This is a genomic window from Anaeromyxobacter sp. (assembly GCA_016718565.1).
Lineage (GTDB): Bacteria > Myxococcota > Myxococcia > Myxococcales > Anaeromyxobacteraceae > JADKCZ01.
In genome coordinates, this window is record JADKCZ010000001.1 from 653,054 (window position 1) to 665,362 (window position 12,309).

13 protein-coding genes are annotated in these 12,309 nt (G+C 75.6%); 2 read left to right on the plus strand and 11 right to left on the minus strand.

Going from position 1 to position 12,309, the window contains the following annotated elements; genetic code table 11:
* Positions 1 to 168: 168 nt before the first annotated feature.
* Both IPO09_02850 and IPO09_02855 read left to right on the plus strand, forming a co-directional pair.
* The gene (locus tag IPO09_02850; GenBank protein MBK9516290.1) at positions 169 to 1,332 is read left to right on the plus strand and encodes a hypothetical protein; all 1,164 of its coding nucleotides are present in this window, start codon (positions 169 to 171) and stop codon (positions 1,330 to 1,332) included.
* Between the two features lie 31 nt (positions 1,333 to 1,363).
* Positions 1,364 to 2,176: an RNA polymerase subunit sigma gene (locus IPO09_02855; GenBank protein MBK9516291.1), complete on the plus strand. Its 813-nt coding sequence runs from the start codon at positions 1,364 to 1,366 to the stop codon at positions 2,174 to 2,176.
* Between the two features lie 32 nt (positions 2,177 to 2,208).
* On the opposite strand, the gene IPO09_02860 is transcribed toward IPO09_02855, so the two are convergent.
* The 11 genes from IPO09_02860 to IPO09_02910 form a co-directional block, all read right to left on the minus strand.
* Positions 2,209 to 3,300: a hypothetical protein gene (locus IPO09_02860; GenBank protein MBK9516292.1), complete on the minus strand. Its 1,092-nt coding sequence runs from the start codon at positions 3,298 to 3,300 to the stop codon at positions 2,209 to 2,211.
* 54 nt (positions 3,301 to 3,354) lie between these two features.
* Complete coding sequence (locus IPO09_02865) at positions 3,355 to 3,888, minus strand: gamma-glutamylcyclotransferase (protein MBK9516293.1); 534 nt, start codon at positions 3,886 to 3,888, stop codon at positions 3,355 to 3,357.
* Positions 3,889 to 3,921: 33 nt separating this feature from the next.
* On the minus strand, positions 3,922 to 5,211 hold the full coding sequence (locus IPO09_02870) for a carboxypeptidase regulatory-like domain-containing protein (GenBank protein MBK9516294.1): 1,290 nt from the start codon (positions 5,209 to 5,211) through the stop codon (positions 3,922 to 3,924).
* Between the two features lie 198 nt (positions 5,212 to 5,409).
* Positions 5,410 to 5,994, minus strand: coding sequence for a lytic polysaccharide monooxygenase (locus IPO09_02875; protein ID MBK9516295.1), 585 nt, complete (start codon positions 5,992 to 5,994; stop codon positions 5,410 to 5,412).
* Between the two features lie 117 nt (positions 5,995 to 6,111).
* On the minus strand, positions 6,112 to 6,726 hold the full coding sequence (locus tag IPO09_02880; protein ID MBK9516296.1) for a hypothetical protein: 615 nt from the start codon (positions 6,724 to 6,726) through the stop codon (positions 6,112 to 6,114).
* Positions 6,727 to 6,860: 134 nt separating this feature from the next.
* On the minus strand, positions 6,861 to 7,904 hold the full coding sequence (locus tag IPO09_02885; protein ID MBK9516297.1) for an NAD(P)-dependent alcohol dehydrogenase: 1,044 nt from the start codon (positions 7,902 to 7,904) through the stop codon (positions 6,861 to 6,863).
* 29 nt (positions 7,905 to 7,933) lie between these two features.
* On the minus strand, positions 7,934 to 8,812 hold the full coding sequence (locus IPO09_02890) for a triphosphoribosyl-dephospho-CoA synthase (protein ID MBK9516298.1): 879 nt from the start codon (positions 8,810 to 8,812) through the stop codon (positions 7,934 to 7,936).
* Positions 8,813 to 8,825: 13 nt separating this feature from the next.
* Entirely contained in the window at positions 8,826 to 9,326 is a 501-nt protein-coding gene (locus IPO09_02895; protein MBK9516299.1) for a citrate lyase holo-[acyl-carrier protein] synthase, read from the minus strand.
* A 2-nt stretch (positions 9,327 to 9,328) separates the two neighbouring features.
* The gene (citF, locus tag IPO09_02900) at positions 9,329 to 10,867 is read right to left on the minus strand and encodes a citrate lyase subunit alpha (protein ID MBK9516300.1); all 1,539 of its coding nucleotides are present in this window, start codon (positions 10,865 to 10,867) and stop codon (positions 9,329 to 9,331) included.
* On the minus strand, positions 10,860 to 11,834 hold the full coding sequence (locus IPO09_02905) for an HpcH/HpaI aldolase/citrate lyase family protein (protein MBK9516301.1): 975 nt from the start codon (positions 11,832 to 11,834) through the stop codon (positions 10,860 to 10,862). The genes citF and IPO09_02905 overlap by 8 nt, the downstream gene beginning before the upstream one ends.
* Positions 11,835 to 11,836: 2 nt before the next feature.
* Positions 11,837 to 12,307, minus strand: coding sequence for a DNA-binding protein (locus tag IPO09_02910; GenBank protein ID MBK9516302.1), 471 nt, complete (start codon positions 12,305 to 12,307; stop codon positions 11,837 to 11,839).
* Positions 12,308 to 12,309 lie beyond the last annotated feature (2 nt).

The window sequence follows — 12,309 nt, forward strand, 5'->3', positions numbered from 1 at the left end:
GCGACCGCGTGCCAGCCGGCCTGGGGTCGTCCGGGCCCGCCGGGGACCCTCGGCGCCGGCCGGAAGCTGGCCCTGGCGCGCGGATCGCGCTAGGCGTGCGGGTATGGCCGCCGCCCCGGATCCCGCATCACCCGCCCGGGCCTGGCGGACGGTGGAAGGGCCGCCCGCATGAACGCACCTCGCCCCTCGCGCCCCGGCGCCGCCCTGCTGGCCGTGCTGCTGGTCATGGCCGCGGCGGCCTGGATCCGCGCCGGGGCGGTGCGCGACCTCCCTCCCGACTTCGACGAGTACGACTACATCCGGCTGGGCCACCGCTACGCCGAGCGGCTGGAGCCCGGGCGGTGGGGCGAGCTGACGGAGGTGCTGCAGAACCCCGAGCATCCGCCGCTGGTGAAGGTGCTGTACGGCGTGGTGCTGCGCCTGAGCGGCGCGCCCGAGCCCGACTGGCAGCGGGTGGAGGTCGGCAAGCCCATGCCGCCGGAGGCGCGGCCCGCCTACCTCGTCACCCGGACGCTCTCGGCGGTGGCCGGGGTGCTGCAGGTCGGGCTGACCGCGCTGGTGTCGGTGCCGGGCGGCCTCTGGCTGGCCTTCGACACCTACCACGCCAAGTTCACCGCGCAGGCCTACCTGGAGGGCCTGGCCGGGCTCTTCGCCCTGCTGGCGGTGCTCCTCTTCGAGCGCTCGCTGCGCGGCCGCGAGCCGAGCGGCCTGCTCCCCAGGGTGGCGGCGCCGGCGCCGCTGCCGCTCCTGCTCTCGGCGGCGATGCTGGCCCTGGCCACCGCCTCCAAGTACCCCTTCGGCCTGGTGGCGGGGCTCACCATCCTGCCGTTCCTGGTGCACCACACCCGCGCGCGGCCCGGGCTGCGGCTGGCCTACGCGCTGGTCGGGCTGGCGGTCTTCGTGGCGGCCGACCCGTACCTGTGGGTCCACCCGGTGGACCGGCTCTGGAACTCGGTGACCTACCACTTCGGCTACGCGGTGAACGACCACGTGCGGAAGGCCGGCCTGCCCTGGTGGCAGCCGCTCGCCTGGCTGACGCAGGCCAAGCCGGCCGAGTGGCACCCGGGGGTCTTCCCGCTGGCCTTCCAGGACCGGCTCATCCTGGTGGCGGCGGTCCTCTCCGCGCCGGCGGCCCTGGCGCGCCGCCCGGTGCTGGTGGCCTGGGCGGCGGTGGGGCTGGTCTTCCTGCTCGTCTGGCCCACCAAGTGGCCGCAGTACACCGTGATGCTCCGCCCGGCCCTGGCCATGTGCGCCGGGCTGGGGCTGACGGCGCTGCTGGCCGCCGTGACGGGGCGCCGCCGGCCCGCCTCCCGCGGCGACCTGCAGGGGTAGCGCCGGCCCCGGGACCGGCCATACTCGCGCCATGGAACCGAAGCTGGCGGAGCTCCTCGGCGAGGTGCGGGCGGCGCGCGGCCGGGTGCTGGCGCTCACCGGGGCGGGCATCTCGGCCGAGAGCGGCATCCCCACCTTCCGCGGCAGCGAGGGCTACTGGGTGGTCGGCTCGCGGAACTACATGCCGCAGGAGATGGCGACCCGGGAGATGTTCGACCGGCGGCCGGACGAGGTGTGGCGCTGGTACCTCCACCGCTTCGGCCTGTGCCGCGAGGCCCAGCCCAACGCCGGCCACCGGGCGCTGGTGGCGCTGGAGGCGGCGCTGGGGGACCGCTTCACGCTGGTGACCCAGAACATCGACGGGCTGCACCGGCGCGCCGGCTCCCGGCGGGTCTTCACCATCCACGGCGACGCGGCCTGGGTGCGCTGCGCCGGCGAGTGCGGCCAGCCCCGCCTCGACCAGCCGGACCTGGGGCCGCGCGACGCCACCGCGCCGCTCTCCCTCGCCGACCGGGCGCGCCTGACCTGCCCGCGCTGCGGCGGCTGGCTCAGGCCGCACGTGCTCTGGTTCGACGAGTGCTACGACGAGGAGAACTACTCGATGCAGTCGGCGCTGCGCGCCGCCGGCGCGGCCGACCTGCTCCTGGTGGTGGGCACCAGCGGCGCCACCAACCTGCCCATGCAGATCGGCGAGCTCTGCTGGCGGCGCGGCGCCGCCCTGGTGGACGTGAACCCGGAGGAGAACCCGTTCGCCGAGCTGGCCTGGCGCAGCCGCCGCGGCTTCTTCGCCCAGGGCAGCGCGGTCGAGCGGCTGCCGGGGATCGCGGCGGCGCTGGCCCCCTGAGCGCCCCCTGGCGGGCGCGGCGGCGGGCCAGGCTAGAAGACCAGGTTGGGGCGGAGGAGGAGCTGGAGGGCCTCGCCGCGCCGCTCGGCCAGCGCCCCGGTGTAGGCGGCGCCCGACTCCCACAGGACGCCCACGCCGAAGACCAGCGCCAGCCGGCCGCTGCCGAGCGGCCACTTCTTGTCCACCAGGAGGAAGTGGCGCAGCGGCGTGCCGTCGAGCCCCAGGTCGAAGCGGTACTCCAGGCCCGAGTTGGCGACCAGCAGCGACTCCGCCTGGTAGTCCACCCGGCTGCGCCGCACCCCGAAGAAGGCCAGGTCGGTGACCAGCTGGTTGGAGTGCAGCTTCACGCCGGCCCGGAAGCTCCAGGAGAGCTGCTTCACCTCGGAGCTCCGGTCGCCCTTGAGCTTCACCTCCAGCTCGAGCCACTGGTCGTCGACCAGCCGGTTGTCCTTGATGTGGCCCAGGCCGCCCGAGGCCACCAGGCCGAGGTAGCCGCGGCCGCGCACGTCGCCGCGCCCCTTCACCGAGAAGTCGGCCACGTTGCCCAGGAAGAGCGACAGGGCGAAGGGCTCCTCGAAGCCGGCGGTGAGGGCCCGCAGCAGGTTGAAGTCGCCGTTCACCTGGGCCGCCTGGTACCCCGCGTCCCAGCGGCGGGCCAGCAGGCCCAGGCAGGGCGCCGGGTTGACGCTGGCCTCCAGCACCAGCACGCGCGGCACCAGCGCCCGCGAGAGGAGCGAGGCGTAGATCTCCACCTCGCCGCGCTCGCCCTCGGCAGGCGGAGCGGCGCCGCCGAGGGGCAGGTAGAGGCCGGCGCTGGAGTAGTACGCGCCCAGGTCGAGAAGCAGGGTGATGGGCTGGCGGGCCGGCGGCGGCTCCGCCTCGGCGGGAGTGGCCCAGCCCTGGTAGAGCGACGGGTCGTCCTCCTCGTCGTCGCTGACGGGGCGGGGGGCGGGCACCGGCGTCGGCTCGGGCTCGGGCACGGCGCTGGGCGGTCCGGGGGCCGGCGCCAGCGGCGCCTGGGCGGCCACGGGGCCGGGCAGGGCCGAGAGGACGAGCGCCAGGGCCAGGAGGACCGGGGCCGCCGCCGGCGTGGGATGGGTTGGTCGGCGCGGCGCCCGGCTCACGCGGCGATGATGCCGATGGGTCGGGCCGGCCGCCAGCCCCGACCGGTGTGGGCGCTAGGTCGGGGGCGAGAGCCGGACCAGCCGCGCCACCCACTCGGCTGAGAGGCCGCTGGCCCGGGCGCCCCTGAGCATCACGTCCAGGTAGGCGGCCGACGGCGGCGCCTCGGCGGGCAGGCGGCGGCCCTCGGCGGCGCGGAAGGCCTCCGCCGGCAGCGCCGCGCCCCCGGCCACCGGGGTGAGCGACACCTGGAACCCGGTGTAGAGGCCCGACACGGCCCCCTCCTTGTGCTCCACCAGGCCGCGCGCCGCGCCCGCCAGCGGCACCGCCAGCCCCTCCACCCAGTCGCCCGGCGCCTCGGCCAGGCTGGCCACCGCCCCGCCCCAGTGGCGCGACACCACGTCGAAGGCCAGGCGGTAGCCTGCCAGGCGGGCCGGCACCGCCCCGGTGAAGGGCGGCACGGCGTAGCCGTGGGAGCTGGCCCACTCGGCGAACGCGGCGCGGTCGAGCGAGGAGCCGTAGACGAACCAGGTGAAGCCCTGCGAGGTGGCCTGGGCCTCGTGGGCCTTGCCGAAGACTGGGAGGGACATGACGCCTTCCCCTAACCGGGCCGGGCCGGGCCGTCAGCGGGCTGGCGGGGCCTGGGTGGGAGCCACCGGGCGCAGCACCACGGTGGCCTGGGCCACCTGGCCGGGCGAGAGCCGCACCTCCAGCTGGCCGGCGCGGCCGTCCTCGGTGCGGACCGCGAGGCGGACCACCTCGGGCGGGAGGTCGCCCAGATCGAAGCGGTCGCCGACCAGGCGCTGCGCCTCGACGATGCGCCAGCCGCCCGGCGAGGGCTCGGTGGAGACGGTGAGGGTGAAGGCGCCCACCGGCCCGCCGCCGCTGAGCCGGCCCTCCACCGCGCCCCCCGGGGCGAGCGGCACCACCACCTCGCCGCTGGCCGGCAGGGAGCCGGTGAAGGTGCCGGTGCGGCCGCCGTTGCGCGCCGCCAGCGTGACCGGCTGCCCGGCCATGCCCATCTGGCTGGCCAGCACCAGCACGCCGTCCTCGCCGGTGCTGGCGGCGAAGGCCACCCGCGCCTCGCCGGCGCGCGAGACGGTGACCGCCGCGCCCCCGGACGGCGCGCCCCCCGGCTCCAGCACCTTCACCGCCACGCCCGCCTCGGCCGTGGCCGGGCTGGCCACCAGGTCGAGCCGCGTGATGCGGGCGGCCGCCACCGCGGCGAAGGCCGGGGCCACCCGCAGGTCGAGCCGCGGGGAGCTGGCGGGGGCGGCGTGCACGCGGTACTGCCCGGCGGGCAGCGCGAGCGAGTAGGCGCCATCGGGGGCCACCGGGGCGCGCGCCACCTGCCCGGCGCCGGGGCCGGCGTGCAGCGGGACCACCACCACCACGGTGGGACCGCTGGCGTCGGAGACGCGGCCCGAGAGCGTGCCCGGCGCGGACAGCGCCAGGTCGACCTGGGCAGGCCGTCCCGCCGCCACCTGCACGGCGCGGGAGGTGCCGAGCGCCACGCCGTCCTGCGCCGCCAGCAGCACGGCGCGGCCGGGCTCGACGCCGTCGAAGGCGTAGCGCCCGTCGAACCCGGAGCGGACCTCCACCGGGGGCAGCCCCAGCGCGCCGTCGGCGCGCGACGAGAGCGCCACGCGGACGCCGGCCAGCGGCACGCCGGCCGGGTCGGCCACCAGGCCCTCGACGCGCCCTGGGGCGCCCGGGGTGGCGGTGGCCCGGCTGGGCAGGTGGTCGGCGGCGCCCTCCGGCGCGAGGGCGGGCGGGGCCTGCCGCTGCGAGGGCGGGACGAGCGCCACGTCGCTGGAGTCGGCGGCGGTGCGAAGCTCGCGGACCAGCCAGAGCGTGACCCCCAGGGCGGCCAGGAGGACGGCGGCGAGGACCAGGACGGCGGGACGGCGCATGGAGCGTTCCTCTCGAAGGGGCGGCCGGAGGGTAGTCCGTGGCGCTGGGGCGGTCGAGGGCGGCCCCCGACCCCGGGCCTGGCCCCCGCTCCGAGGGTCGGAAGGTGGCCGGCGGCTGGAGGGCCTCACCACGGCCTCCGGCGAGGCGCTCCAGGCGAGGCGCGAGAGGGGAGGGGAGACGGTCCTCCCTGGCGGGACCTACCCGACCCTCGGCTGGGCGTCGCGCCTGCGCGCCTGGTGCGCCCCGACCAGGGCCAGGAGGCCCAGGAGGGCCAGGACCCCGCCGCCGCCGCCGCTGGCACACCCTCCGGCTGGCTCGGGCGCCACCGGCGCTGGCGGAGGGTCGACGCCGGGGGTGCGGGCGAGCACCAGGTCGGCGCACTGGTAGTAGAGGTCGTCGCCCCCGTCGAAGGGCGGCTTGTCGGTCATCACCTGGATGAGCTGGAGCGTGCAGCCGTCGCACTCGACCTCGGGCAGCGTGACCACCACCTCGCCGTGGGTCAGGCCGACCGCGGCGTCGGGGATCCGATCGGCCAGGACCTGGACGCCGGCCGGGCTGGTCCAGGCCAGGCTGGCGGCGTCGTAGCTGGGCGGGGCCAGGTCGTCATGGCCCGCGGGGTCGAAGGCGATGCGGTAGAACCCCGGGTGGTTGATGAACTCGTCGAAGGTGACCGTGATCACCTGGCCGGGAGCGAAGGTGGTCGGCGTGAGGGTGCGGGCCCCGCCGAGGCGCCCGCAGGGGCCGAACTTCATCTCGTCGCCATAGCGGGAGGCCGGCGTCACCAGCCGCACGTGCGCGGCGGCGGGCCAGGCGGCGAGGAGCAGGGCGGCGAGGGCGAGGTGGCGCAGGGGCAGGTCCAGGGGGGGCTCCGGCTCGGGGAGGGGTGGTCGCCGCCGCGCTCAGCCCCGAGGCGAGGGCGGCGGGGCCGGGATGCGGGCCAGCGCCTCCAGCTCGTGGCGCACCTCGTGCGACTGCTGCAGCACGGCCGGCGGCAGGCTGCCCAGCGCCAGCTCGGCGAAGTCGGCGATGCCGTCGAACTCCACCGGCACCCAGAGCCAGGCGCCGGCGGCCACGATGAAGAACCAGTGCGAGGCCGGGTTCCAGGTGATCCGCTCCACCTCCGACCACTTCACCTTGAGCGTGGTGATCACGAAGACCCGCTCGATGGTGGCGGCGTCCACCGTGAGGTGCTGGCGGAACTCGGCGGCCATGAGCCACAGCACCAGCCAGCCGCCGAAGGCCAGCAGCGTGAAGGCCAGCGCCAGGCCGAGGTCACCCTCGCCCCGACCCCGCCCGATCTTGAAGAGCACCCCCAGCAGCACCAGGGTCGGCGCCAGCGCCAGGCCGGCGAACATGAAGTTGCGCCCGCGCGGCGGCCGCAGCGTGGCGGCCCCGGCCTTGCGGGTCACCCGGGCCCGCGACCGGCCGCCGGTGACCAGGAGCACCCGCCACCCGAGGAGCAGGGCGGTCATCACCGCGTAGCCGGCGAGCCAGGTCCACATCACCTTCGTCATGACGTGGCGGATGGGAGGCCGCAAGCGGATCGCCGCCCCTCGAGCCGATCACCTCCGAAGGGGTGCGCCGCCCGGCGTCACGCCCGCGGGTGCGGCCGGGCGTCGCTCCGCGCCACGCCACCCGGCCGGCGCCCCTACAGCGTGGCCAGGTCGATGGAGAACCGGTACCGCACGTCGCCCTTCATCATCCGCTCGTAGGCCTCGTTGATCCCGGCCATCGGGATGACCTCCACGTCGGCCACGATCTTCCGCTCGGCGCAGAAGTCGAGCATCTCCTGGGTCTCCCGGATGCCGCCGACCAGCGACCCGGCCAGGCTCTTGCGCCCCGGGATGAGCGAGAAGGCGTGCACCGGGGTGGGCGCGGGCGGCACGCCCAGCAGCACCATGGCGCCGTCCACCGCCACCATGCCGAGGTAGGCGTTGTAGTCGTGCGGCGCCGAGATGGTGTCGATGATGACGTCGAAGCGCCCGGCCAGCCGCTTGAAGGTGGACCGGTCGGAGGTGAGGCCGAACTCGTGGGCGCCGAGGCGGCGGGCGTCGGCCTCCTTGGCCTTGGAGGTGGAGAGCATGGTCACCTCGGCGCCCAGCGCGGCGCCGAGCTTGACCGCCATGTGGCCGAGGCCGCCGAGCCCCACCACGCCGACGCGGGTGCCCTTCCCGACCTTCCAGTGGCGCAGCGGCGACCAGGTGGTGATGCCGGCGCAGAGCAGCGGCGCGGCGCCGGCGAGGTCGAGCGCCGGCGAGATCTTGAGGGTGAAGGCCTCGTCGCAGACGTAGGACCTGGAGTAGCCCCCGTAGGTGGGCGTCTTCCGGTCCATCTCGGTGGAGTTGTAGGACCAGGCCGCGCCCTGCTGGCAGAACTGCTCCAGGTCCCGCTGGCAGCTCGGGCAGGTGCGGCAGGAGTCCACCAGGCAGCCCACCCCGGCCAGGTCGCCCGGCCTGAAGCCGGTCACCTGGGCGCCCACCCGGGTGACCCGGCCGACGATCTCGTGGCCCGGCACCATGGGGAAGGTGCCGTTGCCCCACTCGTCCCGGGCCTGGTGGATGTCGGAGTGGCAGACGCCGCAGAAGAGGACGTCCAGCACCACGTCGCGCGCCCCCGGCTCGCGGCGCGAGAGGTCGTGGGGCACGAGGGGGGAACCGGCGGCGAGGGCGGCGTAGGACTTCACGGTGGGCATGGGCTGTTCTCCTGGAGGACCGCCCCTTCCTAGCGCCGGCCGGGATCGGGGGCACGCGTCCGGGTGGGGTGCGCCCCAAGCTCCCCGGTCTCCACCAGCAACCCCAGCGCCACGCCCAGGAGGTCCGCCACCCCGCCCATGGTGAGCCGCGCGGCCCGCCAGGCCACGTTGGCCTCGGCCAGGAAGACCAGGTGGTCCTGGCCGGCCTCGAGGCGGCGCGAGAGCTCCCGGCCGTCGCGGCGCAGCCGCGCCAGGCCGGCCGCGCCGCCGCGGTGGAGCGCGGTGGTGTCCTCCACCACCAGCATGAGGGCCGCCAGCGCCGCGAAGGCGGCGGTCTCCTGGTCGCGGCCGCGCGCCCGGGCGGCGCGCCAGGCCGGCAGCGCCGCCGTGAAGACCGAGGGGAGCCCGGCCCGCGCCTCGCCGAGCACGCCCCCCACGCCGAAGGCGCGCCTGGCCGCCTCGCCGTGGCTCCGCGGCGCCCGGTGCTCCTGCTGGAGGGCGCGGGCCGCCTCGCCCATGGCGGCGCGCAGGGCCGCCTCCTCGGTCCCCGGCGCCCCGCCCGGCTCGCCTGGCCGGGCGGGCTGGCTGGGCCCGGCGCGGTGGCGCGCCACCAGGGTGAGTCCGCCCAGGAAGATGGCGCCGCGGTGGGTGTTGGCGCCCATGGCGGCCAGCATGCGCGCCTCGGCCGCCCGCCCGAGCGCCACCTGCGCGTCGAGCGGCTCGCCGCCCGCCAGCGAGGCCGCCACCGCGCGCAGGTAGCCGCCCACCAGCGTCACCGAGCGCTCCATCAGCTCGAAGGTCAGGTCCGGGTGGGACCCGGCGTCGCGGCGGTCCACCAGGCCGGGCTTGGGCGTGAGCCAGAGCTCGTGGCGCAGGCCCCACTCGAGCGCGCCGGCCAGCCGCGCCAGCCCGGCGGCCGGATCAGGCCTCGCCGAGCAGGCCTCGGACACGGTCGAGCACCTCCGGCAGCGGGTGGCGCCCCAGCCGGATGCACTCCACGGCCGGGGCGGGGCACAGCAGGCAGGCGCGCGGCGCCAGGCCGAGGGCGGCCCGGTCCAGCTGCCGCCCGGCGGGGTCGTACACGTCCAGGTCCACCAGCCGCGCCGCCGGGCGCCGCTCCTCCACGTCGAGGCAGGCCCGCTTCACCGCCGCGGCCTGGCCCGGCACGGCCAGCAGGGCGAAGGGGCCGAGCGCGTCGCCGCCGGAGTGGACCGGCCGCGCGCCGGGCAGGGCGCCCGCCAGCTGGGCCAGGGCCCAGGCCTGCAGCTCGAGCGCGCCCGGCGGCTCCTTCTCCGGCCCGGGGACGTTGAGCGCCACCGCCACCAGCACCTCCCCGGCGGGAGGGCGGTGCGCCGCCAGCAGCGCCTGCCGCGCGTCGCGGGCCGCCAGCAGCGCCGCGCCGGGGCCCGCCTGGCCCGCCACGGTCAGCCCCTCACCCGCCGGACCGCGTCGATGATGGTGCCGTCGCGGTACTCGATGAGCGCCACCACCTCGTCCTCGAACTCGAGCGGGCGGGGCGCCCCGGTGACCGCCTGGATCTCGCGCTGCAGCTGGCGGATGTCCTTGACCGGCGCCTGGCGGCGCAGGAGCTCGGCCTTCAGCTCGGGGTAGCGGTCGTTCACCGCGATGCCGCGCTCGGTGACCACCGCGCCCACCGTGGCGCCCGGGGTGGTGATGGTGGTGACGGCGTCGCGCACGATGGGGAGCCGCCCGCGCATGGAGGGGGCCACGATGATGGCCAGCTTGGCCCCGGCGGCGGTGTCGCTGTGGCCGCCGGTGTTGTGCAGCAGGTAGCCGTTGGACTCGGTGTTGGCGTTGACGTTGAAGTCCACGTCCACCTCGGTGGCCCCCAGGATCACCACGTCGAGCTTGTTGACCACGGCGCCCGAGTTGAAGGGGTTGGCGTAGGTGTCGGCGCTGATCTCGAGGTGGTTGCGGTTCCTCCGGATCGACTCGACGGCGTTGAGGTCGAAGCACTGCACGTCGAAGAGCGCCTGGAAGAGCCCCTCCTCCAGCATGTCGACGAAGTAGCCGGTGATGCCGCCGCAGCCGAAGCTGCCCTTGATCTTCTGGCGCCGCATCAGGTTGCGGACGTTCTCGGCCACCGCCAGCGAGGTGCCGCCCGAGCCGGTCTGGAAGGCGAAGCCGTCGCGCAGGTAGCCGGAGGCCTCGATCACCTGGGTGGCGTAGCGGGCGATCTGCAGGCCCACCGGGTCGGTGGTGACGCGGGTGGTGGTGGAGACGATCTTCTTGGGATCGCCCAGCCGCTCCATCCTGACCACCCAGTCCACGCTGGCCTGGCCGATGGAGATGGGGGTGGCGGGGAAGGGGACCAGGTTGTCGGTGACGGCGATGACGTGGCGGGCGTACTCCGCGTCGGTGTGGGCGTAGCCCAGGCTGCCGAAGGCCGAGGGGCCGAGCGCCCCGCTCATGTTGCCGTACTCGTCGCAGCAGGGGGCGGCGATGAAGGCCACGTCGATGGGCACCTGCCCGGTGACGATGGAGCGGACCCGCCCGCCGTGGGAGCGCACCGTGATGGGGCAGCGCAGCTCGCCCTTGGAGCAGAGCTCGCCGATGAGCCCGTTGACGCCGCACTCCAGCCGGCCGACGACGCCCTCGCGGATGAGCGGGATCAGCTCGGCGTGCACCGGGTGGACCGACGACGAGGCGATGGTGATGTCCTTGAGCCCCATGTGGTCGATCATGCGGACCACGTGGTTGAGCAGGAAGTCGCCGTTGCGCAGGTGGTGGTGCGTGGCGATGGTCATGCCGTCTCGCAGGCCGCAGCGCTCGATGGCCTCCTGCAGGTTCTGGCAGACCTTCGACTGGCCCGGGTCCACCCGCTTCAGCGCCCGGGTGGCCCGGTCGCCGGTGGGCCGCACCGACCACGGATCGCGGTAGGGGACCACCACCTTGCCGTCGAAGGTGGCCGGCAGCTCGCGGCCCAGCGCGTTCCTAGCCATGCAGCACCGCCTCGTCCGGGGCCGTGTCCACCAGCCCCTGGGCGTGCGCCGTGCGCAGCACCCGCATGGCGCGCTTCACCACCGGCGCGTCCACCATCTTGCCCCCCAGCGAGATGACGCCGGTGCCCATCTGGCGGGCCCGCTGGATGGCGTCGACCACCGCCAGGGCGTACTCGATCTCCTCGGCCTTGGGCGCGAACACCTCGTGCACCGCCTCGATCTGCCGCGGGTTGACCAGCGACTTGCCGGTGTAGCCGAGCGCCTTGACCAGCTCGGTCTCGCGCCGGAAGCCGTCCATGTCCTTGACGTCGGCGAAGATGCTGTCGATGGCCTGCACCCCGGCCGCCTTGGCGGCCCAGACCACGCGGGAGCGGGCGTTGAAGAGCTCCTCGCCGCCCTTGGAGCGCTCGATCTCCATCGACGCGGTGTAGTCCTCGGCTCCGAAGGCCAGCCCCAGGATGCGGGGCGAGGTGGCGGCGATGTCGATGCAGTTGATGACCCCGAGCGCGCTCTCGATGGAGGGCAGCACCCGGAAGCGCCCCACCTCCAGCCCCAGCGCCTCCTCGTGCTCGGTCAGCAGGGTGTCGAGCCGCTCCACGATCTCGGGCGTGTCGGCCTTGGGCAGGCGGATGCCGTCGGGCAGCGCCGGCAGCACCTCGGCCAGGTCCTGGGCGCCCCAGGTGGTGTCGAGCGGGTTGATGCGCACCAGCACCTCCTGGCGCCGGTCGAGGTAGGTCTCCAGGAAGCGCCGCACCAGGCGGCGGGCCGCGTCCTTCTCGCCGAGCGGCACGGCGTCCTCGAGGTCGATGATGACCGCGTCGGCGGCGAAGATGGGGATGTTCTGCAGCATGCTGGGCATGTTGCCCGGCACGTAGAGGAGCGAGCGGCGCAGCCGGGAGGCGCCCGCGACGGCCGGGTCCCGCTTCAGGTGGCCCAGCGAGGCCTCGCGGTGGTGCAGGGAGCCCATGGTCAGCCCTCCTCGATGAAGACGGTGGGCACGCCGCCGGTGCGCGACAGGTGGCGCTCCAGCCCCTCGGCGTTGAGCTCGGAGAGCACCACCTCGCAGGTGGCGAAGACGCGCGCCGAGAAGAGGTGCCCGCCCAGCACGTCGCCGGAGGAGCGGGCCGCCATGACGTGCAGGTGGCAGTCGAGCTGGCCCTGCTCGTCCGGCAGGATGTTTCCGGTCAGCCCCAGGAGCTCGAGCGGCCCCTCCACCAGGTGCAGGTGCATGCGCGCCGGGGTCATGGGCAGCCGGGCGCCGGCCTTGATGCCGCGGAACTCCAGGTCCTGGATGGACCCCACCGCCGAGACCACCACCGCGTGGCGCAGCTCGACGGCCCGGGCGAACTCCAGCAGCCGCTGCTGCAGCGGCTCGCCCGGCTTGATCTTGAGGACGAAGCGCCGCCCCTGCTCCACCTGCTTGAACCAGTAGCCGTCCATCG